General features: G+C 38.5%; 20 protein-coding genes and 1 pseudogene. 2 read left to right on the forward strand and 19 right to left on the reverse strand.

The genetic code is table 11. The features are described 5' to 3' along the window. Window positions 1–1,072: pseudogene (locus tag CZ490_RS15250) on the forward strand (IS3 family transposase); the annotation flags it as partial. 49 nt (window positions 1,073–1,121) lie between these two features. On the opposite strand, the gene csrA reads toward CZ490_RS15250, so the two are convergent. The 12 genes from csrA to CZ490_RS15310 form a co-directional block, all read right to left on the reverse strand. Next, window positions 1,122–1,355, reverse strand: coding sequence for a carbon storage regulator CsrA (gene csrA / locus CZ490_RS15255; RefSeq protein ID WP_077619695.1), 234 nt, complete (start codon window positions 1,353–1,355; stop codon window positions 1,122–1,124). Between the two features lie 11 nt (window positions 1,356–1,366). Beyond that, window positions 1,367–1,804, reverse strand: coding sequence for a flagellar assembly protein FliW (fliW, locus tag CZ490_RS15260; protein WP_077619696.1), 438 nt, complete (start codon window positions 1,802–1,804; stop codon window positions 1,367–1,369). 12 nt (window positions 1,805–1,816) lie between these two features. Then, window positions 1,817–2,407 (reverse strand): DUF6470 family protein, encoded by a 591-nt coding sequence (locus CZ490_RS15265; RefSeq protein ID WP_077619697.1) that lies wholly within the window; start codon window positions 2,405–2,407, stop codon window positions 1,817–1,819. A 45-nt stretch (window positions 2,408–2,452) separates the two neighbouring features. Then, window positions 2,453–3,331, reverse strand: coding sequence for a flagellar hook-associated protein FlgL (gene flgL, locus CZ490_RS15270; protein WP_077619698.1), 879 nt, complete (start codon window positions 3,329–3,331; stop codon window positions 2,453–2,455). A gap of 9 nt (window positions 3,332–3,340) precedes the next feature. Then, entirely contained in the window at window positions 3,341–4,894 is a 1,554-nt protein-coding gene (gene flgK, locus CZ490_RS15275) for a flagellar hook-associated protein FlgK (protein WP_077619699.1), read from the reverse strand. A 66-nt stretch (window positions 4,895–4,960) separates the two neighbouring features. Beyond that, the gene (locus tag CZ490_RS15280) at window positions 4,961–5,443 is read right to left on the reverse strand and encodes a flagellar protein FlgN (protein WP_077619700.1); all 483 of its coding nucleotides are present in this window, start codon (window positions 5,441–5,443) and stop codon (window positions 4,961–4,963) included. A gap of 20 nt (window positions 5,444–5,463) precedes the next feature. Beyond that, on the reverse strand, window positions 5,464–5,724 hold the full coding sequence (gene flgM, locus CZ490_RS15285; RefSeq protein ID WP_077619701.1) for a flagellar biosynthesis anti-sigma factor FlgM: 261 nt from the start codon (window positions 5,722–5,724) through the stop codon (window positions 5,464–5,466). Between the two features lie 75 nt (window positions 5,725–5,799). After that, window positions 5,800–6,204 (reverse strand): TIGR03826 family flagellar region protein, encoded by a 405-nt coding sequence (locus tag CZ490_RS15290; RefSeq protein WP_077619702.1) that lies wholly within the window; start codon window positions 6,202–6,204, stop codon window positions 5,800–5,802. 83 nt (window positions 6,205–6,287) lie between these two features. After that, window positions 6,288–6,992, reverse strand: coding sequence for a ComF family protein (locus CZ490_RS15295; protein ID WP_077619703.1), 705 nt, complete (start codon window positions 6,990–6,992; stop codon window positions 6,288–6,290). 3 nt (window positions 6,993–6,995) lie between these two features. Further along, window positions 6,996–7,259 (reverse strand): late competence development ComFB family protein, encoded by a 264-nt coding sequence (locus CZ490_RS15300; protein WP_234987246.1) that lies wholly within the window; start codon window positions 7,257–7,259, stop codon window positions 6,996–6,998. 206 nt (window positions 7,260–7,465) lie between these two features. Further along, complete coding sequence (locus tag CZ490_RS15305) at window positions 7,466–8,053, reverse strand: class D sortase (protein ID WP_077619705.1); 588 nt, start codon at window positions 8,051–8,053, stop codon at window positions 7,466–7,468. Between the two features lie 66 nt (window positions 8,054–8,119). Further along, window positions 8,120–9,610, reverse strand: coding sequence for an ATP-dependent helicase ComFA (locus tag CZ490_RS15310; protein ID WP_077619706.1), 1,491 nt, complete (start codon window positions 9,608–9,610; stop codon window positions 8,120–8,122). A gap of 103 nt (window positions 9,611–9,713) precedes the next feature. Here CZ490_RS15310 and CZ490_RS15315 point away from each other — a divergent pair, with 103 nt between their 5' ends. Continuing rightward, on the forward strand, window positions 9,714–9,956 hold the full coding sequence (locus tag CZ490_RS15315) for a hypothetical protein (protein WP_077619707.1): 243 nt from the start codon (window positions 9,714–9,716) through the stop codon (window positions 9,954–9,956). A gap of 65 nt (window positions 9,957–10,021) precedes the next feature. On the opposite strand, the gene CZ490_RS15320 is transcribed toward CZ490_RS15315, so the two are convergent. The 7 genes from CZ490_RS15320 to CZ490_RS15350 form a co-directional block, all read right to left on the reverse strand. After that, entirely contained in the window at window positions 10,022–10,864 is an 843-nt protein-coding gene (locus CZ490_RS15320; protein ID WP_077619708.1) for a DegV family protein, read from the reverse strand. 140 nt (window positions 10,865–11,004) lie between these two features. Continuing rightward, on the reverse strand, window positions 11,005–11,541 hold the full coding sequence (locus CZ490_RS15325) for a BsuPI-related putative proteinase inhibitor (protein WP_159439965.1): 537 nt from the start codon (window positions 11,539–11,541) through the stop codon (window positions 11,005–11,007). A gap of 100 nt (window positions 11,542–11,641) precedes the next feature. After that, window positions 11,642–16,150, reverse strand: a complete 4,509-nt coding sequence (locus CZ490_RS15330; RefSeq protein WP_077619710.1) for a S8 family serine peptidase — start codon at window positions 16,148–16,150, stop codon at window positions 11,642–11,644. Window positions 16,151–16,561: 411 nt separating this feature from the next. After that, window positions 16,562–18,562, reverse strand: a complete 2,001-nt coding sequence (locus CZ490_RS15335; protein ID WP_077619711.1) for a methyl-accepting chemotaxis protein — start codon at window positions 18,560–18,562, stop codon at window positions 16,562–16,564. A 21-nt stretch (window positions 18,563–18,583) separates the two neighbouring features. Next, window positions 18,584–19,318 (reverse strand): EAL domain-containing protein, encoded by a 735-nt coding sequence (locus tag CZ490_RS15340; protein WP_077619712.1) that lies wholly within the window; start codon window positions 19,316–19,318, stop codon window positions 18,584–18,586. A 511-nt stretch (window positions 19,319–19,829) separates the two neighbouring features. After that, the gene (locus CZ490_RS15345; protein ID WP_077619713.1) at window positions 19,830–20,789 is read right to left on the reverse strand and encodes a DUF4145 domain-containing protein; all 960 of its coding nucleotides are present in this window, start codon (window positions 20,787–20,789) and stop codon (window positions 19,830–19,832) included. A gap of 88 nt (window positions 20,790–20,877) precedes the next feature. After that, a complete protein-coding gene (locus tag CZ490_RS15350) occupies window positions 20,878–22,257 on the reverse strand; it encodes a CorA family divalent cation transporter (RefSeq protein ID WP_077619714.1) in 1,380 nt (459 codons plus the stop codon). Window positions 22,258–22,309: the final 52 nt, after the last annotated feature.

Consider the following 22,309-nt stretch of genomic DNA (forward strand, 5'->3'; position numbering starts at 1 on the left):
TTGCTTGGGGAACGGAAAAGACTTTCGAAGAACAGCCGAGACCTTCAAGGTCTCATATCAACAAGTATACCAATGGGTTAAGAAGTACGAAATTATTGGGGATGAAGCACTTAAAGATGGGCGTGGAAGGAAAAAGGAAGCAGCTGAATTAACACCAGAAGATAATTTCAAACTTCAGTTGAAAAAATTAGAAAGCGAAATCCGATTTGAAGATACATATTTAGCAATTCAAGAACTTCATGAGAAAGAAGATTTTAGTATTATCATGCTTTGTAAAATCGCTCGTATATAACGAGCAGCTTACTATAAATGGTTAAAGCGTACACCTTCCGCAAGAGAACTTCAGAATGAAGTAATTATTAAAGAGATGAAAGCTATCCATGAAAAAGTGGAAGGCATCTATGGTTATCGTAGAATGATGATGACCATAAATAGAAAACTAGATGAACGATTCAACCACAAACGCTTTTACAGACTAATGAAACTGGCTGGAATAAAGTCTGTAATTCGAATAAAAAGGAAGCTTCATAAGCACTCTACTCCTCAACATGTGGCGGAAAACGTATTAAACCGCGAATTTGCCGCAGAAAAACCAAATAAGAAATGTGTTACAGATGTAACAGAATTTAAATATGGTTCATCAAAGAAAGCTTATTTAAGCGCCATAAAAGATTTATATGATGGGTCTATTGTTAGTTATGTTTTAGGGCATTCAAATAATAATAAACTTGTTTTCGAGACCTTTGATCAAGCTATAAAGTCGTTGGATGGAGAACACCCACTTATTCATAGAAATCGTGGTTTCCAATACACTTCTCATGGCTTTAAACGTAGAATAGACAAGGCAAAGATGACACTAAGTATGTCCAGAGTTGGAAGATGTATCGATAATGGACCAATGGAATCATTTTGGGGAACACTCAAATGCGAGAAGTACTATTTGCATAAATATGAGACATTTGAAGAATTAACTAAAGCTATAAACCAGTATATACATTTCTATAATCATGATAGATATCAAAAACGACTAAACGGCCTCAGCCCTATGGAATATAGAGCTAAAGCTGTTTAAACACCTTTTTATTATTTCCACTGTCTACCTGACAGGGGGCAGTTCATGGTTAACGGGTATTTCTAAAATTTTTATTAAATTGTTTTAACAAATCAATCGAGGCTTGGGAGGCTTGATTGTTTTCGTTTTGAATTTCAAGGTAAACTTCTTTTCGATGAATTTCGACGTGCTTTGGTGCATCTATGCCAATTTTTATTTGTTCCCCACTTACTGATAAAATGGTAATTTCAATTTCATCACCAATCTTTATCGATTCATTGATCCGTCTCGTTAGTACAAGCATGCTCCCACCTCCTATTTTGTTGATACTTTGTCAAAAATATTATGCTTTGTTTGGTAACTAGTATTTGTTAAGATTACCTGTTTGCCAAGTTTCTCTTTATTATTTATCACAATTGGTGCTTGTAGGTTTGCAGTTGTTTTTTCAAACGGATCCTGGACGGTTAAGATTACATAGACAATAACATCTTTTTCCGATTCAAGCTGTAGTTGGTCAACAACTTGATCTTCAATAGTAAAATCGTACTCCTTAAAAAAGAAAAAAGGGTCAGTTATTACAAATGCAAGTTGAACATTCTCCACTGCCTGTAGTATTGAAATTCCCGTTTCCTCACCGAATGGTAAAATCACGAATTTCTTATCTTCTAAAAAACCAGGAATACCATTCTCAAACGTAATAATCTCATTTTCATCTATATGTATCTCGCCATGGTATTTCGTATCTAGTTTCATTTTTTCACATCCTTATATCTCTAGCTCGTAGTTTACACCTACGAATTTTAAATTAGCAAAATCAACATTAAGTGACTGCCTTTGTTCAAGTGTTATATCGACTTTCCCTGGTGTATACTCGTGGATAGATTTATTGATGGTGGAATTAATTTTCGGCTTATTCACGTTCACCTGTATATCGACCTCAGCCGGTACATAATTAGTCTTGACACTAAAATGTGATGGTATCCATCCAACGTTGAATTGTAATTCTGGTCCTTCGCTATTGCGTTTCGCAATTTGGGAAATTGGAGTACCGCCATTTTCAATCTTCATTAACTCATTACCTTCTTGTGCACGTCTTGCAATTCCCTCAAGTGAATCTTGATAGCCTTTATCTGCAGCTTCTGCTATTCTTCGTGAAATATGTTTTAGATCCATATCAGCCCAGGCTTCTGTTTGGTCAATTGATAGCTTTCCTGGTGTAGTTTCTATCAACAGTTCAGCCGTTGGCTGTTCGATAGATAAATCTGCCTTTGGTTGTTGAATTTCTTGAACTGGTTTTGTTGTTTGAATTCCAATTTTAGCACTTTGTGAATTTAAGCGAATTTGTGCTAACTCCATTAGTATATCGCTCCTATCAAAAAAGCTATCTCATAACAAGATAGCTTAACGTAAAAAGTCCATTAGTGTTGGTTGAATAATTCTAGATCCAATACCCAGTGATGCGCGGTGTACGGCTTCTGCGGTTGTTAAACCAATAATCACCTTTTCCATTTCGGCATCTTCATTCTCAGAAATTATTTTATTGGCAATGACTTCTTGTGAACCAAGTCGATCATCAATAAGTTCAATCCGATTGTATCTTGCACCTAGATCAGCTCGAACTGCAATAACGTTCGTCATATGAGAATCTAGAGAATCGAGGTAACTGCTAACATCACCGTCAGAATTTAAATCATTTACTAGGTTATCAAGCTCAGTAAAAATATCATTTGTATTACTACCTTTTAATAAATCATTAGGCTTTACATTCACATTGATATGGACATTCTTAGAAACTTCTAGTAAAACATCATTTGTTGATAACGAAATTTGATTACCTGCCAAATTTACCGGCGCATCTGTGGTATTCGTACCATTAAAGAGATGTTTATTCCCAACCTTCGTATTAGCAATCGTTGCAATATGCTCTTTTAATTGCTTAATTTCAACTGCGATATTTTCTTTTTCATCCGGTCCATTCGTACCTGTGCTAGCCTGTACAGTTAACTCTCTGACACGTTGCAATGCCTGTGTCATTTTATCCATCGCATCGTCAGAAGATTCCATCCATGTATATGCCTCTGATAGGTTACGCTTATATTGTTCAATTTCATTAAGGTCAGTCCGGTATCTCATTCCCTTAATCGCGATAACGGGATCATCCGATGGTTTGGTAATCTTCTTTTGTGTATTCAATTGATCTTGATATTTTCCAAGTCTTTCATAGCTGTTGCTTAGGTTTCGCAACATATTATTCGTAAGCATCGTTTGTGTTACGCGCATGTTTTACACCTACCTTCCGCCAGTTCCTAGTCCGTTTATGATACGTTCAAGCATTTCATCAAGTACTGTAATCATTCTTGCTGAACCGTTGTATGCGTGTTGGAATTTAATCATGTTTGTCATTTCTTCATCTAGTGAAACCGCACTTATCGATTGGCGTCGATTTTCAACTGAATCCTTCAGAACGGCTGAATTATCTGCCATCCGAATGGATTCCTGTGAATCTACTCCCATTGAACCAATAAGGGATTCGTAGAAAGTTTGAATGCTACCTGCTGTAATCGGAAAACCAGGTATTTTTCCAAAATCATCATTTTTCACATTTGCTAGATTTGTAGCATTATAACCATTACCAGACTCACCTTGAATCGTAGAAACGGCGATATGACTGATATTATCAATGTTAGAAGATACTTTCATTGTTGCAGCTGCATTTTTATAACCATTAGTAAATGGCTCAAAAAAGTCTCCACCTGCAACACTCTCTTCAGTTGAAGTCTTCAGTGTATAACCTTGGTTATGGACATTATTAAATTGCATCGCAAATGAATACGCCATTTTATCAAGGTCATCTATCATTTTCGAGTAAATTCCTTTTTCATTTCCATTGGCGTCAACATATCCAAAGGATTCTACTAATGCTTTTAATTCTCCATTTCGAACAATAGGGATGGCTTGTCCATCTAGTTGAAATCCTGTGACGGAACCAGTTGGCTGGTCGTTTACTCCGTCTCCGTCAGAATCCATAGCTGGAGCAACTGAAAGCTTTTTATAATTGCTGCCATCTATTAACTTCGTTTCTGTCCCATTTTCGCCAACGATAGAGATATCTAGTATTCCTTCTGCTACGGGAAGTGAGTCTCCACCACTACTTCTTGGAGGATGCACTTTGATTTCAACAAACTTAGACAACTCATCAATCAATCGATCGCGCTCGTCGTACAAATCGTTCGGTAAATATCCAACAGGTTCTATCTCGGAAATTTGCTTATTAATCTTGCTGATTTGATCAGAAAGCGAGTTTACTGTTTTCACAGTTACACTGATTTGTTTACCAAAGTCATCTTTTATCGCAGTTAGCGAGTTTGATAGATAGTTGAATGTATTAGCTACCATTTCACCACGTTGGCGCACTACCGAACGTGCTCCCTGGTCTTCTGGGTTTGCCGCTAAGTCTTGCAATGACTGCCAAAATTGGTTCATCGTATTCGCAAGGCCAGTTTCAGTTGGCTCATTCATAATTTCTTCCATCTTCCCTAATGCATTTGCACGAGTTTCCCAGTAGCTTGTTTTTGTTTGCTCACCACGAAATTGAACGTCTAAAAAGCTTTCGCGCACACGCTGGATTGTACCTGCCTCTACACCAGTTCCAATCTGACCAGGCATTCTTTCAGCATTAAGCCCAGGAGACGGAAATGGATTTGATTGAACAAAATTAACACGTTGTCTTGAGTAACCAGGTGTATTTGCATTCGCTATATTGTGTCCAGTTGTATATAACGCACTTTGCTGTGTCATCATGCCACGGCGTGCTGTTTCTAATCCATGAAAAGTTGATACCATTTTTTCCTCCTCGGGGCCTGACCCCCACTGTGATAAAGTATTACAGTGTTAAAGTGAATAAAAGAGTTAAGCTTTCGAGTCAAACATCGAGCGTGCTTGCTTTTTCTCTTTTGTTCCCGCTGGGTTTCCGTAGGTTGCAGTTTGCTCGTGCGGCATAAGCATGTCCATTGACATGTTCACATACTGCAGTGACTGGTGTGTGAGCTGTTGGTTTAATTCGTTCACTGCCTTTAAGTCTGCAGTCACATTAACCAGTTCTTCATGTAATTCCACAAGTTCTGATCGCACAGGCTCCTTTGAAGCCTCAATACATTTAGACAATGTCTTCTCTTGAACCCGTGGTCCAAGCAGCTTTTCAACAATGGCAATCCGTTCGTTTTCCACTTGTCTGATGGCTAGAATGTATTTCTGCTCTTCCTTCATTTGTTCGTTGAGGGCATCAATGTCACCTTTTTTCAAGATGTCTGTTTTACGCTCTGAAAGCTTAAGTAAGTTCTGATGTAACAGTAGTATCTTTTTTAGCGTTGTGACTAAGTTTTCAGCTGACATAATGACCCTCCGTTCTCAAACTACTTTTTAAAATAAAAATCGTATACGCTTTTCGCAACGTCTTCTGCGTTCACCTTATAGGTTCCGCTTTGAACTTGTTGCTTGAGCGCTTCAACCTTTTCCTGACGAGCTACTGTTATTGGTGATGTTTCTTGTAGTTGCTTTGCAGCAGAAGAAATTTCAACCTTGTCTGTCTGCGCTGACTTTTCAGTAGCAGCCATTTTGTTCATTTGCTTTTTATATGGATTCATTCCTACTGGACCGAATTGATTAATCTTCATCGTAAAACCTCGCTTTCTCTCCGAATCGCACGTCTTTTTATTATTATCGGTAAGAACGCGATATTGTTTAGTATTTTACTTTACAAAATACGTTCTTTTTTCACGTTCACGAAGCTCTTTTAACCGTTCCTCTTCTTTTTCGAAGGTGGATAGCTCGGTTCTTAGTTCCTTTGCACAATCGTCGCATAAATTTCCTTCGCGTATTAGGGTGCTACATTTCTGACATGGATATCCAAGGTTAGGGAATTGTGCTAGTTTAAGCTTACCTGTCCGTATGAATTTTATAATTAATTCTTCATCGACACCGGTTCCTTGTGATGCCTCTAGAATTGTTGCAGTTCGGTTTTCACGTTTACGAATAAATGTATAAACCGTTTCAAACGCCATTTGTTCTTCTTTATAGCATTTTTCACAAACATCACGAAGATTTGTTTTAACAAAAAGACCACCACAATTAGGGCAATTCATTAGTTCACCCATCGTAAATCACTCCTGTACACCTTTTTTCTATCTATTATATCGGTGTTTTAGCAGATGTTTATAGTGTCAGTTTTTTGAAAAAATTAGCCCCTCATCAACGTCAACGACGAAACTGTCTTCGCCCCAGCCTCTAGTAACACTTTCCCAGCCTGCCGCAACGTAGATCCTGTGGTATAAATATCATCGATTAGTAGAATGTCTTTATCTGTTACTTCACCAACTACTCGGAACACATTTTCTCCCGAAATCCGCTCGGTTCGGCCTTTTTTCGATTGTTTCTCTAAATGCGTACGTGCTAGTACTTCATGAACGGGCATGTCCAACAAACCGGCCAGCGCGCTTGCTTGATTAAACCCACGTTCATATAGACGCTCGTCACTTAATGGAATTGGAACGATAAAATAGGAAGGATTAAAATGAGTTTTGAATGCTTTTTTAAGAGGTGTTTTATAAATAGAGGATATAGCGTAGTCACCACGGAATTTATAGAGGGATATCACATCTTTAGCAAAATCATTGTAGAGGTAAATCGATTGGTTCTTTTTAAGTACACCCTGCCAGTATGAATCGTTTTCCCATCGAACACAGTCATAACAGAGGTTTCCTTCTCTGTACTCACCTGGCACATCGCTAAAAGGACGACTACAGATTTCACAACGTTCACCGTCAATTTTTTCAAATTTATCGCTGCAGGATGAACACAGTGGATCAGGTGCTGCCAGCGAAAACAGGGTTGCCCATGAATCCACCTCTTCAAATGAAAGATGGCACAGCATGCATGTAGACATAGCTCAACTCCTTTTTAAATTTTCACATTGAGGATTTTTTGCGACGATACTTACAGCTTCGGCAATTTTGACATAAATATTAGCCATCATTTGTTTATCAAAATATTGCGCTTTCACATACGCCACGCCATTTTCCTTCGAGACATAACGTGGTGTTAAACTATTTAATGTGAGGGCGAATACATCGTTTTTACATTGTTCACATCGACATGGTAGATTGTATTCGGACCAATTTTCATTGATTGCTTCTGCGACTAGCGGCTCCATTGCGTTAAAGACCTTCACACGAAACTCCCCATTCTCTTCTAACTACCCTTATTATTGCACAATAAACATAAATTGGAAATATTTTTATTTATTCCTCATTTAACCATAATAGATTTCAAATCGACTTGTAAATTCCCCTTTTGGCCTAGAAATGCCTACTTCTTCCGTATTAGAAAAACCCTAAGTTGGGAGCTTAGGGTTTCTCATTAATCTACCATTTTTGCATAAAAAATAAATCGGTCTGGTGCATTTCCAATGTATCCGAATGGATAACAGGTTGTCACAACAAGTTCTTCGTTTGGAGCCGTTGATTTAATAATCGTTCGATCATCCGCATCGACAATTTTTGTATCGACAATTTCATAGGTGAATTCGCCGTATTCCAATTTCACAACAAAGGTGTCGCCAATTTCGAGCTCGTCAAACCGTCTAAAAACAGTATCTCGGTGACCTGATAAAACAATTTGATCATTTTGCGTTGGAAGCGCGGTGCCAGTGTAATGTCCAACGCCTACCTCGAGCTCTTCCTCATCTGTTCCTTCAATAATTGGCATTGATTTACCAAGCTTCGGTACCTCTAGAACGCCCATTGTATCGCCTTTTTCGTAAGTTGGAATGACAATTTCCTTGTCGATTTGCTCGTTAGCAGGAGGGGAAGATATTAGTTCCTCCGCTTGAACCAATGCATCTTTTTGTGCCTGATTGGAATCCCAAATTTGAAAAATTGAATAACCTGTCAATGATAGTCCGCCGATGATGAACAAAAGTGCAACCGTATAAATACCCTTTTTCACTGGAAAACACCGCCTTATTCGTACTTTGTCCGTTACCTTTAATCATAATAAAAATAACGCTTAAAATCAATCAACGAAGCCATTTTGCACTGCTTCTTTATTCATATTTTCTATATGCTGTTTTGCTTTAATCATTTCTCTAGTTCTTCCGTAATGAAAAAATATAATCTCACCAGTTGGGTGCTTCGCACTTCTTCCAACACGACCTGAAATTTGCACTAAGGCACTCTCGGTGAAAATTTTGTCTTCTGCACCGAGAACCGCTACATCAATATCCGGCACGGTTACGCCTCTTTCTAAAATAGTGGTGGTCACAAGGATGGGTATTTCTCCTGCTCGAAAACGTGCCACCTTGTCTTTTCTGTCAGGATCCTCTGCATGAACGCCTTGAATTCTGGGGTCAATTGCTTGTAATAGGGAAACCATTTTTTCGAGATAAGTAATCCGCGGTACAAACAAAAATGCCTGCTTATTCATTTTCAGATGTTCCTTAACCCAGAACACCACGTTTCTCGGAAGCTTCTTCTTTTTCAATAACTTCTCCCAGTTGCCACACCACACAAACTCTGGCACTGGCAAGGGATAGCGATGATACCTAGCTGGAATCGTTACTGCTTTTCGTTTACCTGCTACAATTTCCTTTTTCCAGGTTTGATTGGGTGTTGCAGTAAGGAAGATGGTGGAGGAAATATTTTTTTTAGCTTGATTCACCGCATATTGCAGCATCGGTTCGGCTGAATACGGAAAGGCATCGACTTCATCGATAATAATTATATCGAAGGCTTTGTAAAAGCGGAGTAGTTGGTGGGTGGTGGCTAGTGTAATAGGAGCTGTCTTGTTGCGGTCCTCACTTCCACCATACAAGGCGATGACATCGATTGCCGGGAACGACTCCTTAATCCGAGGAGCAAGTTCAATTACAACATCGGTCCTCGGTGTTGCAATGCAGACATTTTTACCCGTAAGTAAGGCCGTCTCCATTCCCTCAAATAAAATCTCTGTTTTCCCCGCTCCGCACACAGCCCAAATCAAAAGCTCGTCATTTGAATGGACCGCTTGAATAAGTTCTGTGGAAGCTTTCTGTTGGCCTGCAGAAAGTGTTCCCTCCCACGCGAGTGGCTTAACCGGAATTTGCGTGTTCGTATTTGGACCACTCCAGGTTACAAGCACCGTACACTCACTCATCCGCCCCATATTGATGCATTTCCTGCAGTACGTACATTCCTCTTTACACCTTGCACAGCCAAAAGATGCAAAAAGTTTCTGATCAGCATTCCCACATCGTACGCAGGAATAACCATCCTTCGTTTTCTCGATGCATTTTCTGTAGTGTAAATATCCATTGATATAGTGGGTATGTATTTCTTCTAAGGAAAAAGGGAGTTCTTCGAGGAGGAGCTGCTTGCCGGTGAGTAGATTTTGAAGTTCAGTGGAGTATTTAAAAGAAGGATTTAATGGTTGGGGAAAGCTTGATTCGTAATCGGAAATTCGCTTGGAGTCAGGCTTGTTCGATAATGACTCAGGGATTAATGTTTCGTTTTCTAGTGAGAATCGCATATAAAACCTCCAATTTTTATTGTGCTTACGTGGGATGATTCTTCATACATGTTTATTTTTCCAACTATTTGGAGACTACTATTGGTGAAAGGGAGGGATTGAAATGATGAAGTGGATTTTAGAACATGGGTTGTTGCTTTGCATCGGTTTGATTCTACTCATCGGATCATTTGCGGTTTTATTTCAGGAGAAAATACAAATTACGTCCTCAACATGGACAGTTCTTTTGTTAGTTTATTTTATTGTACTTAGCTTGTATAGTAGCTATGAGCACAAACAAACTGTCGCCGAGGAAAATAACAATAAAGAGAATACCCCTCAAGATGAACAATTACTCAAAAATTAGGAGAATCTCCTAATTTCTTTTTTTGCCCAAGAAGAGCGCCGCACCCCTAGCACGGCGCACCATTTTTATTTCTGATACCAACCTAGCCCAATCGCACCTTCACCAAGATGGGTTCCGATAACAGGTCCGAAATAGCTTAGTAAAAATTCAACATTTGGGTATTTCTGTTCGAGGTCAACCTTCATCAACTTCGCTTCTTCCTCAATGTTTCCATGGATGAGCACTGCACGCATTGGCACGCCTTTACTTGCATCCTCATCGAACAATTCGAAGACACGATTCAATGCTTTTTTACGAGTGCGGATTTTTTCAAATGGCACAATTACCTTATCTTCAAAGTTAAGGATTGGTTTCACTTGAAGCAGGCTTCCCACAAATGCCGCTGCTCCGCTCAAACGACCACCACGCTGTAAATTCGTTAGGTCATCGACCATAAAATAAGCACGCATGGTTTTCTTCATTTCATTAAGTCGTTCCATAATTTCATCAGCAGGCTTACCTTCACTAGCCATCTCTGCCGCTTCAAGTGCATAAAAGCCCTGAACCATACAGCTGATTTCAGAGTCAAAGGAATGTACCTTCACTCCTTCTACCATTTCTCCAGCCGTTACGGATCCTTGGTAAGTACCACTAATACCACTTGATAGATGTACACTAATAATCGCATCATGTTCTTTACCGAGCTGTTCAAAAAGCTCCACAAATTCACCAGTCGGTGGTTGTGACGTCGTCGGAAGGTCTTTTCGAACCTTTAGTTCCTCATAAAAAGCCTCAGCCGTAATATCGACTTCCTCACGATAACTCTCGTTACCGAATACAACACTAAGTGGAATCATATGTATATTATGTTTTTCACGTAGATCCTTTGGTATGTAAGCTGTACTATCAGTTACAATCGCCGTTTTCATATTTTTACCATCCTGTCCTATACGTTATATTTCCCATTTTATATGATATTGACGGGGATGTCACTTGTTTATATAGTGGTTAGGAGTCATGGAACATCCCATTCACGTATCTTAACGATATATAGCTAAGCTATCCTAGTTTAATCTACCGTAAATGTTAATTCCTCTTTAAGGTGATTCAATTCTCTAGCAGCCACCCAAAAAATCACCTTATATTCGCCTTTCTCTAGTTGGGGAAGTCCTGCTACAAAGGTCAAGGTCTTGCCTTTTGCAAATAGAACATTCCTAATGACTTGTGCAAAAACATGTTCATCTGAGTAACGGTACACCAACTCTCCAGCTTCATTATAAATTTCGTAGTCATATTCTTGGCTGGATGTAAATTGTAGACGGAGATCTTCGTCTCCTGCGTTATGGATTTCAAATGTTATTGAGATACCTTGGTCCGTTTCCGTTTTTGAAATGGAGGTTTCAATTTTATCTAAACCAACAATTTTTTTCTGTGAACTACTAATTTTACCTATCTTTTTCCGATTATCCCTCAAATCTACTTCCTCCTCTTCCTTAATTGATTCTACATTCTTCACCGTTTTATCTATTTTCTTATCCTGTCCAATTATGAGAATCACACTGACCAACGCTAGCCCGCCAATTATGTATAGTAGGATTCTTTTCATTTCCATCTCCTTTTCATGACTTATACTACTATATTGTGGCACTTACAAAAAAATCCTACCTTTACCGAATTTCTTGTAGTAAAGGTAGGTTTTCGTTAGCTTAGAGTGTTACTTTTTTATTTCTTCTGTTTAGGATAAACAATGCAAGTGCTCCAGCTACCAGTAATACTGCACCAATTACAAGATAGTTAAACATTGATGTTGCAGTTGACGGAAGCTTACCACCCTTATCATCGTTACCTTTATCAGATCCACCTGGTTGATTTCCTGAGTTGCCCGGATTTGGATTTTGTGGCTTTGGATTTTTTGGATCTTCCGGCTTTGGTTGCTCAGGACCTGGATTTTCCTTACCAGGGTTTTCCGGTTGTTTAGGTGGTTCGTTATCATCCGGGTCCCCAGTTTTAATATTCTTCACTTCAACTACTTGAACAGCTTCAACACCGTCACTATTTTTAATGTAGACTGTGTATTTACCATTCTTGACGACTGAGAATGATTTTTCCTCAAGATCAATATTCATTCCATCATTTTGGAAATCAGCGGCTGTCTTTTCACCTTCTAGCCACTTCATTTCAACAACATCACTGTTAACATTAACGAAAATCTGTACTGGACCTTCTGTTGGTTCTGTTGTAGATGGTGTTAGTTCAATCGTAACCTCTTCTGTTGGCTCGATAATATTTTCAACAGTAATTGTTTGTAGAGCCTCAGCACCATCAAGATTTTTCACATAGACTGTGTAGGTGTCATTTACTACAACATCAAATGATTTTGTTTCAGGATCAATATCTGCTCCTCCATTAACAAAATCTGCTGCTGTCTTTTCACCTTGTAGCCATTTCATTGCAACTAGTTCACTTTCACTATCAGTAGCAACTGTAATCGATACAGGACCTTCTGTAGGCTCAGTTGTTGATGGTGTTAGTTGAACGTTGATAGGTTTAACTGGTTCAACAATATTGTCCACTACAATTGTTTGTGCTGCTTCTACGCCTGCAGTGTTCTTCACATAAACGGTGTAACTACCATTCGCGGATACATCAAATGACATGGTTGCAATGTCAATTTCATTTCCTGCCTCCGCAAAATCAGCAACCTCTTTCTTTCCTTCTAACCATTTTACAGCTTCCAATTCTTCGATGCTGTCATGAGAAACGGAAATAGTAATCGGACCTTCTGTTGGTTCTGTAGTAGAAGGACTAAGCTCCACTTTAATAGGTGTTGGTGGTACAACAATGTTCTCGATAGAAATCGTTTGTACAGCTTCCACACCTACACTATTTTTAGCATAAACAGTGTACGTACCATTTTCCATTACGTCAAATGCCATTGTTTCAAGGTTGACGTCAATACCACCTTCAACAAAGTCAGCAGCTGACTTCTCACCTTTCAAATATTTCACTGCAACTAGATCTTCTTCACTGTCAGTAGCAACTGTGACAGTAACTGAACCTTCTGTTTCTTCAGTTGTAGAAGGTGTTAATGAAACAGTAAACTCTTTAGGTGCTTCATTTTCTTTTACAGAAAGCTTAACTTCTTGTTGGGCAGTATTTGCAGCATAGTCCTCTACAAATAGAGTTAATGTATTTTCTCCGCCTTGTAAGCCTGTTAATGGAATTTCAAATGAACCATCTTGTGCGATTTCAATCGAATCTTGTGCGATAATACTACCATCTTTATTTTTAAGTTCATAAGAAACGGCCATTACGTCGTTAACGTCGTAGCTGATTCCAAAAGTTCCTGCCCAATTAACACTTGTTCCAAAGTCAACAAACTTATCGTTAATGTTTCCTGTTACCTTGTAATCAGAGCCTTCAATTTCTCCATCAACTGCGTTGAATGCAATTTCAGGAGCAGATGTTTTCACGAAGAAAGGACCATCCCACGCTAGGAATGTAATATCTCCATTGGTTAAATCCCAAGAGTTGAAATCAACCGTATATACTCCTTCTGGAATTTCTGTTTCTTCATCAGTTCCCCAATCATAATACGTACTACCAATTGGGAGTCTCCAGTACCCTTGAGGGATTATTGAAAATTCTAAATATCCTAAATATCCATCACCAAAGTACCCATCTTGAGGATTTTCAGCATTCCATAATTCAATTGATGCAGCTTGTTCATTAAATAAACCAAAATATAAATTTGTAGTATCTAATTTACCATCTCCATTTGGTGAAATAGCGTAATTTTCAAGTTCGAAATACTCTACACCAGTAGGACCTTCATCAGAAAATGCAGCGGCAAATGGTAATGCTAGTTTAGTTCCTTCACTTGCAATATGGATATATCCAAGTAATTCGTTACCCGGTGAATCCTCACCTGCCGGTACTGTTAATGTAACAGTCAGAGTCTCTTTTCCACTAAGTGTAAACGATGATTTATCGACTGTTACCTTAGCACCTGCTAGAGCACCAGTCGCTGCCTTCGTGACATCAACACTAACGTCAAAGTTACCTGAACCACCAGCTAAATCTCTTACTTCAATTTCTTTAGTAATAACTGTTTCTTTATCTGGATCCGGAACGACTTTACCGAACGTAACCGTTCCTTTTTCATGCTCGTGTATCTTGTCTTCAAATTCAGTTGTGTCTAAAGCATAAGCTAATGCCTTTGCGTTAATAGCTTCTAGTGGCTGAACAAGACCAGCACCTTGAGCAAAAACATCATATTTTTCAGTATCAAGTTGTTTTGCTGTGTTTGATAGAGCTACTTTTATGTCAGATGGCTCTAAATTAGGGTTCTTAGATAATAATAATGCCGCAATTCCCGCTACATGCGGTGTTGCCATACTTGTACCAGTAAAACGGTCATAGCTTTTAGAGTAATCAGCATCAGGGTAATCTTTACCATAAGCTGGTACAGAAGACATGATATTTGTACCAGGCGCTGATACATCTGGCTTGATATCGAAGTTTGGAGTCGATGGCCCACGTGAGCTTGAATCGTTAATATCGTCTCCTGCTAACGTCGATTTCTTATAATTACTAAAGGTTACTTGCCCTAACTTATTATCAGTAGCCGCAATTGCGTCTCTGAATTCGTTTCCTTTTGCTGTTGGAATATCGTATGTAGGGATGAAATTAAATGAATCCCCTAACAATATGTTCGCTGCTCCAGCACCATCCACATTATTGTGAATAATGATACCTAGCGCTCCCGCAGTTTTTGCAGCCGCAATCTTATCAACAAATGCAATTTCTCCACGTGATACGAGCGCGATTTTCCCTTCAACATCAAGACCTTCATAGTCTGTAGCTGCTCCTAGTCCTGGAACTGCAACTACATCAAATGTTCCAGATAGGGTATCTGCAGGGTCTGATGCAAATGTCCACCCCATTAAATTCACGTTATATTGATCTTCAAAGTCACCAGCTTTAACAGCCATTGTAGCTTCAATCTTATCTGATGGTACTGTAGAATTCCCTACAGCAATGGCAAGTGTTGCTGTAGATGGATTTCCAATTGTAGAACGATTTGGACCACTATTACCAGTTGCAACAACTGCCGTTACACCAGCAAGCACCGCATTGTTGATTGCGATAGAATCTGGAGCGGTTTCGCTATTGCTTCCTCCACCTAGTGAAAGGTTAATAATATCCATTTCTTCTTCTACTGACTTCTCAATAGCAGCCATAATACCGGAAGTTGATCCACTTCCATAAGCACCTAATACACGATAGGCATATAAATCTACTTTTGGTGCAATTCCTTTGATCCCATATTCATTGGCACCAATTGCAGCGATTGTCCCTGCCACATGTGTTCCATGGTCCGTATAGAATGTCCGCCCTGACGCATTAACCTCAGGCATGTGGGCAGGTCTTTCCTCTGGTGTTGTCTCATATGGGTCATTATCCGCACGGTCTCGCGCATAGTCATTGCCATGCGGAACAAAGTTATGTCCTCCTTTATAAATGCCTTCAAATTCTGGGTGCTCATAGTCGATACCCGTATCAAGTACAGCAACTTTAACATTTTCACCCTCGTACCCCATATCCCAAATAGCAGGAATATCTAGGTGCGAATTACTTGTATTCATGCTTGCTGAAACTTCTCCATCAACAGGAGTCATTTCCTGCAATGCATAACGCTCACTATCTGGTTCTACCCTTACGACACCTTTAATATTCACAAGCTTTTGGATGTCCTTTGCAGGTAGCGTTAAAGCTACACCATTAAATACTTTCTTATAAGAATGACCTTTTACTCCTGTGATTTTTGCCTCTTTTAGCTGTTTTTCAAATGAGGCTTGTTGCGATGTTACTTTCTTTTCAACATCTACTGCTTGTGCTGCAGAAAATGTTTTTCCTTCAAGTTCTCGCTTTCCTTTTTCAAGGGCAACTGGATCTTCAGAAAGTTGAACGATTACTGATACTTTCTTATCTCCGTTTAAATTGACTAAAGAAGGATGAATGGACGGCTTTTTTGAAGTCAAAGCCTCTTGTGCTTCAATGACTTGTTGAATTTTTGCCATTCTTTCATCTACGTTTATTTTTTTCGTGAAAGTTGATTCTGCGGATACAAGTCCTGGAGCAAAAAATGAAAACACTAGAACAAAGGTTAGTAAACTCGTAAATAATTTGTTGAACCTACTACTTTTCGACAATACCTATTCCCCTCTCTCATTCTCATATCTTTTAATACCCCTTCTACAGTTCTACTACTATATCCCTCCTTTCGAACCATTAAATGGTAGATATATGAAACACTGTAAATGTTACTACACTATAAAGAGTCAATAAATATATAAAATTCGGAATAATACGACACTATATTTACCGTTTGACATTTATTGCAATAATATGTAGTTATTTAGACGGAAATACAATCCTAACCTATCATTTCTAATAAATATATGAGTTTGAAGTCAAAGCGCGTCAAAAAAATCGTAGTATTTTGTCTATGAAATAGTAATAAAGCACTACATTATCTACCCCCAAAAAAAGAACCGAAAATGCGTCTATCTACATTTTCGGTTACTTACTATATAAAGCTATCAATTTATTTTAGTAGTTGATTACAACCTAAACTTCCTAACCGCTTCTTGTAGTTCTTCTGCCATGTACGATAGCGAAGCAGCTGATGATGCGATTTCCTGCATGGAAGCAAGTTGTTCTTCAGTTGCTGCCGACACTTCTTGCCCCTGTCCAGTTGTCTTTCTCGCAATTTCATCGATTTCACTTACCGCATCCACGACTTGGTGTGCACCTTGCGTCATTTGCGCAATCGATGCTGACACTTCTTGGATTTGTGATGAAACGTTATCGACAAATTGTTGGATCTGCGTAAAGGATTGACCAGCATTGTTAACGACAGTGATCCCCTTCTCTGCCTCTTCAGTTCCCTTGTTCATGGAGTCAACCGCTTGTTTGGTATCGTCTTGAATAGTTCCAATTAGTTGACGAATGCTTTCAGTAGATTTTGCTGATTGTTCAGCTAGCTTTCGCACCTCATCTGCTACAACCGCAAACCCTTTTCCATGTTCTCCAGCTCTTGCCGCTTCAATCGCAGCATTTAAAGCTAATAGGTTTGTTTGACTCGCAATATCAGAAATTACATTTACAATTTGATTAATCTCTTCGGATCGTTCTCCAAGTGAATGAATGATTTTTCCTAAGTCTGCTACCGATGTATTAATAGTTTGCATTTGTTGAATCGATTCCTGGATGGCCTGCTCACCATTTTCTACAATACTTAAAGCCTCAGTCGATGTTCGTGAAACGTTTTGAGCGTTCTTTTCAATTTGTTGAATGCCGATCGACATTTCTTTAACCACATCTGTTGTATGTCGAACCATTTCAGTTTGCTGCTCAGTCCCAACTGCAACCTCCTGAATCGCATTTGCAACCTGTTCAGTTGCTTGACTATTTTGTTCAGAGCTTGCTGTTAACTGTTCTGAAGATGCTGCCAATGTTTGTGATTTATCATCCACATTTGTTAACAGTTCTCTCAACGAATCCAACATCTTATTAAAGCTATTGCCTAATTGTCCGACCTCATCACTATTTTTCACATTAATGGATTGTGTCAGGTCTCCATTACTTACTTGGTCCGTAACCTGAACTAATACATTCAGTGGTCTGGTAATGCTTCTTACAATTAAGATAGCGATGATGATTCCAATTAATACAAAGATAGCTACAACTAAAAACGTTGTATATAGGATGCCTTGAGTAGCTTTGTCGATTTCACCTTGCTCCATAACACCCGCAATTTTCCAACCTGTTAAATCATTCGTGACATAAGTCGTTTCATACGTATTGCCTTCAAATTCATCAGTCAAATGACCTTCATCTTCTTCATAGATTAACTTACTATACGTTTCCCCTTGTGGTTCTGACCCGGTTTCTTGGGTAGGGTCTATTAAGTATTTTTTCTGAGCAGTTAAAATAAATGTGTATCCATTTTCACCAATAGTTAAACCATTTGTGATTTCACGTAATGATTCTAAATTGATGTCTAACCCAACGACACCAGAACCGTCCTTTATTTCTTGAGCGATGGTTACCAGAATTTCGCCTGTAGCTAAATCCTCGTAAGGTTCAGTGATAATTGCCTTCCCAGATTCAGAAACAGCTTGTTTATACCAGTCACGCTCTCTTGGGTCAAAATCCTCAGGAAGATCTGCGTGAGGGAATAAGTACATGTTTCCGTCCTTTGTACCTGAGAAAACTGTGATAACTTCAGGATGAAGGAGGGAATATTGTTCAAGTCTTTCTAATAACACAGGTACTCCTGAATCAGAGAATGATTCTTCGTTAAGGGTTGATGATAAATACTCCGCATCTGCAAACTTGGTCGAGATGCTATCTAGTATAAAATCATCTAAAATAGCGACTTTCTCGCCTGATTCATTCAGCATTTGTTCTTTAATTTTCGTTTGAGAGGTTTGGTAAGAGGTAAAACCAATCGTTAAACTCGGTAGTAAGATAATAATAATAAATGAAATGTATAATTTCTTTCCAATTGTAAAATGGAACAGGTTGCTGAACTTACGTTTATTTCGTTTGTTAGTCATGTTGTAATTCCTTTCTATATATTAATACGCTGTGGATACCACTTTGGCCTTTAGAGAAGCTGGTCTACCTAATAAATATCCTTGTGCATATTCGATTCCCATCGAGCGTACTATCTCTAGGTCCACTTCCCTTTCTAACCCTTCTAAAATAAGCTCGCTATTAAATTTCTCCACAAAACCCATTACGGACTTAATTAATTCTACTTTCTTATCACATGCTGCAAGTTCTTTGGAAAAATAACGGTCTAATTTCAAATAATGCGGATCTAATTCTATAAAATTCTTAATATCAGAATAACCGCTCCCGCAATCATCAATTGCAATTTTGAAGTCTAATTCTTTTAATAGTGAAGTTCTATTGACAAACGTCTTAAAATCCCCAATTTCCTCAGATTCGGAAATCTCTAAGATAATTTCTTGATTACTTAAATCATTCTTTTTCACAAGTTCCTTCACGAAATCTAAAAAGCTATCATGTAAAATAGTAGAAGGTAAAATATTTAAAAAAAGTTTGCCATCCTCTGATGTATAACCATCGGCAAGATAAGTTTCTATAGCTAATTGGATAGAAGCACAATCCATTTCATAGAGTTTCCCAGATTCTCTAGCAACCCGAAATATATAGGCGGGATTGGGCAATACGTTCGACCGAACTAATGCCTCAAAACCCAATGGTTTATTTTCCTTTACATTCATAATCGGCTGAAACTCATGGTACATCCCTACTTTTACTACTAATGGATCTGTCACCGTCACCTTTTTCACCTCCCTTAAAAGTGCTTCACTTTATTTTATTAGACTAAGCTTCAATAGATATTTATTGATAGCTTGAACCTTGCAATAAATTCACCTATTCAGAATTTTTTATGTAGTACAAATGCACTACTTCCATACCGCTATTATACAGATTTTCGACAACTTTCCAATACTTTCGACAAATTTCTACCATAGTAAATTCTTTTTCCAATAATGGTACTATTTGTCACTGGAATGGTGGCGACATTTAAAAAGGGAGAGACGTTATTGAAAATGAATAAGCAACTTGCGGTATGAAACGAATTTTCCTACTTTCTATTTATCGGTAGTCATTTTCATTTTTTTATATATTGTAAAATACACAGACTAGTTCAAATTCACCGATAATAATACCTACATGTATTATTGTAAATCTGCCCTATGTCGTAAGTGAAAATTCCACTTTATGAACTCAAAAATAGTACTAAGACAAAAAAAGCCAACCCTACTTTCAGGTCGGCTTCTATTCCTTCTAACTATGTACAGTTTCTAGCTTAATCACATCAACAACTCGTTGTAACAAGGCCACTAGTTCACCAGCTGTTTGGAATGTGAACATATAGCCATGGTTTGATTTAAGTTGGCCATCTTCCTCTTTTCTCGGAAAACGTCGTAATGCTGTACTTTTACGTGGTTTTGGCTGTATATCTTCTAATAATTTCCCTTGTTCTACTAACAAAGGGTGAACAGCAATCGTTGGCGTCACATTATCTAGTAAATAGACATACCCCGTTTTGAAATCCTCGAATTGAAATTCAGCGGCTTTTTTTGAAAGATTCATAAGTGTAAAATGTGCATTTTCAAAGGTTGCTTGGAATCTTTCTAGCGGAACCACGCTACTCGTATTTTTCGTCTCTTTACGGATAGGATTCCTCTTCTCCTTACTAACTGGTTGCTGTTTCTTTTCTTCCTTCAACTCGTTGAGCTGTTGCTCGATTTCTTTAATCTGTTGTTGAGTTTCCTTTATGTACTCTTCCATCCATTGCTTCATCCCATCAAAGTCCGGCTTATCTGTAGAAGGCAACTCATATGATGGTGCCGTAAATGTATGGCTCACATAGACTTCCGCATACCAGACGCCTAAATCGAATATCGTACGGTGTGCTTCTTTTGCGATTTCTTGGTCCATCTCAACCACTTGATGTGCTGCGATATTCCCATTTTTTCGAATGAACTCTAGCTTCTTATAGATGTCATCCTGGATGATATCTTGGCTATATAGCATTCGAACCTTTTGAACTTGGGTATGTGTAAAACTCTCAGTCATGTTTTCTTGTTCAAAAATCATCTTGACGATTAGTTCTCCAAATAAACGCGCCTGCGTTAACGCAACCTGTGGTTGATCCCATAAGAGAGCCTCCACTCGTAATGCGGACTCCTCTAACTGGCTTGAAAAATCACCAATAAAATGAAAGATGCTCTTTTTCCCCATTTTACTCTTCACTTCCTTTTCTATTAACAAAATTTTACCATATTGTTCGTTATACTCACATAATAAGTTACGATGAAGCTAGTACGACCTATTTATTTTCATTCATCCAAACGACAACAAATAGGTAGATAACAAAAGTTGATAGAAGTAACAGCCACCAATGCTCAGCTATATCGGTTATGAAATCTAAGTTCATTCCGAAGAATCCGGTAATGACGGTTACTGGGAGGAAAAAGAGAGTGATCGCCGTAATTTTGTTATTAAACTTTTCTGTCGCGACCTTCTTTTCTTGTTCTTCAATTAAATGCATTCTTTTTTCTGCCGCATCAGTATAAGACGATAATGCATCTAATTCATCATGAAGCTCATCAAATAAGTCATTTATTCGTAGATTTTCCCGGATCATTTCATATAAATGCCCGTAATGCGTGATATTGGTAACCTGATTATAGGAACTTCTTAGCATAAACCTGACGATTTGATTCCGAAGCTTAGATATAAGCAGGTTCTGCTCCGTATAGTTTTCCTCGCCTACTTGCTCGAGATCGTAGGATAGCTTAGAGGCAACATTGGATAAGCGTAAGAGCGCATATTTTTGATGAAGCGCAAGGATATAAATATAGAAATATGTGGTCTCAATTTGATGCATATAGCCTGAAACAAAGAACTCTTCTGTTCTTGAGTCGTCTGTTTTTGTAACAATATTCGCCAATCCCTCAAATGAGATTCCCCAATAACTGTTATCGAATAACGCTAATAGACCAGGGTTCTTATCAAAGTCTTTTTCAACAACACTTGGCTTATAAGTAGATTTAAAGCTTCTCCGCAATTGAAACAGATAAGAAGTTAAGAGTGATTTATTTTCTACTTCATCATTCATTTTGGCTGAACTATAGACGAGTGCATGTGTTGGATTGTCCGTTCCTTCAAAATAAGATGATACCTGAAATGACTGGGATAACTCACTAATCAACGACCCCATATGTACATGTTGCTCAGTAACCTCGTCCTTTCCAGTCCTCTTCGTAAAATATAAATCGTACTCGAATTGCTCTAGTTTTTTCGCATAATAGATGGTTTCAATTAAGGTATCGATATGTGTGCCTTCAGGAAAGCCAAGTTTTATTACCCAAAAGCCTACCTGAGTTTCAAATAAGTACAACTCTATTGATGGGATACTATATTTATATTGATCGGATTTCGTTTGCAGTGTTAGCAGTAAGTCATTTTTATTTGGCAAGCCAAATTTCGAACGAGCTTTTTGCGTCATCACAAAATGACGTCCGATCGTTTCAGGATGATTCCCGTTCGAAACGAGCTTTTCAACATGTTCAAAAAGGCGCTCCGTCTTGAGTTCGGTTTGTTTAAAATAATCGTGATTGATGGTTGTGACTGCTTCCTTATACTCCATATCATAAGCAAATGGCACAATAAGAAATGTTGCTGACTTCGTTACCTCTGTATGCATATGATGGTCGCCTCCCCTTACTAATCGAATAAGGAGAAGCTGCGGACTTCAC

Source organism: Litchfieldia sinesaloumensis (genome assembly GCF_900156865.1).
In the GTDB taxonomy this organism is placed as follows: Bacteria; Bacillota; Bacilli; order Bacillales; family Bacillaceae_L; genus Ferdinandcohnia; species Ferdinandcohnia sinesaloumensis.

What these genes read in the sequence shown, in the direction of transcription:
- csrA (WP_077619695.1), bottom strand. Translation starts at nt 1,355, where the DNA reads ATGCTTGTACTAACGAGACGGATCAATGAATCGATAAAGATTGGTGAT.
- fliW (WP_077619696.1), bottom strand. Translation starts at nt 1,804, where the DNA reads ATGAAACTAGATACGAAATACCATGGCGAGATACATATAGATGAAAAT.
- CZ490_RS15265 (WP_077619697.1), bottom strand. Translation starts at nt 2,407, where the DNA reads ATGGAGTTAGCACAAATTCGCTTAAATTCACAAAGTGCTAAAATTGGA.
- flgL (WP_077619698.1), bottom strand. Translation starts at nt 3,331, where the DNA reads ATGCGCGTAACACAAACGATGCTTACGAATAATATGTTGCGAAACCTA.
- flgK (WP_077619699.1), bottom strand. Translation starts at nt 4,894, where the DNA reads ATGGTATCAACTTTTCATGGATTAGAAACAGCACGCCGTGGCATGATG.
- CZ490_RS15280 (WP_077619700.1), bottom strand. Translation starts at nt 5,443, where the DNA reads ATGTCAGCTGAAAACTTAGTCACAACGCTAAAAAAGATACTACTGTTA.
- flgM (WP_077619701.1), bottom strand. Translation starts at nt 5,724, where the DNA reads ATGAAGATTAATCAATTCGGTCCAGTAGGAATGAATCCATATAAAAAG.
- CZ490_RS15290 (WP_077619702.1), bottom strand. Translation starts at nt 6,204, where the DNA reads ATGGGTGAACTAATGAATTGCCCTAATTGTGGTGGTCTTTTTGTTAAA.
- CZ490_RS15295 (WP_077619703.1), bottom strand. Translation starts at nt 6,992, where the DNA reads ATGTCTACATGCATGCTGTGCCATCTTTCATTTGAAGAGGTGGATTCA.
- CZ490_RS15300 (WP_234987246.1), bottom strand. Translation starts at nt 7,259, where the DNA reads ATGGAGCCGCTAGTCGCAGAAGCAATCAATGAAAATTGGTCCGAATAC.
- CZ490_RS15310 (WP_077619706.1), bottom strand. Translation starts at nt 9,610, where the DNA reads ATGCGATTCTCACTAGAAAACGAAACATTAATCCCTGAGTCATTATCG.
- CZ490_RS15315 (WP_077619707.1), top strand. Translation starts at nt 9,714, where the DNA reads ATGATGAAGTGGATTTTAGAACATGGGTTGTTGCTTTGCATCGGTTTG.
- CZ490_RS15320 (WP_077619708.1), bottom strand. Translation starts at nt 10,864, where the DNA reads ATGAAAACGGCGATTGTAACTGATAGTACAGCTTACATACCAAAGGAT.
- CZ490_RS15325 (WP_159439965.1), bottom strand. Translation starts at nt 11,541, where the DNA reads ATGAAAAGAATCCTACTATACATAATTGGCGGGCTAGCGTTGGTCAGT.
- CZ490_RS15335 (WP_077619711.1), bottom strand. Translation starts at nt 18,562, where the DNA reads ATGACTAACAAACGAAATAAACGTAAGTTCAGCAACCTGTTCCATTTT.
- CZ490_RS15345 (WP_077619713.1), bottom strand. Translation starts at nt 20,789, where the DNA reads ATGGGGAAAAAGAGCATCTTTCATTTTATTGGTGATTTTTCAAGCCAG.
- CZ490_RS15350 (WP_077619714.1), bottom strand. Translation starts at nt 22,257, where the DNA reads ATGCATACAGAGGTAACGAAGTCAGCAACATTTCTTATTGTGCCATTT.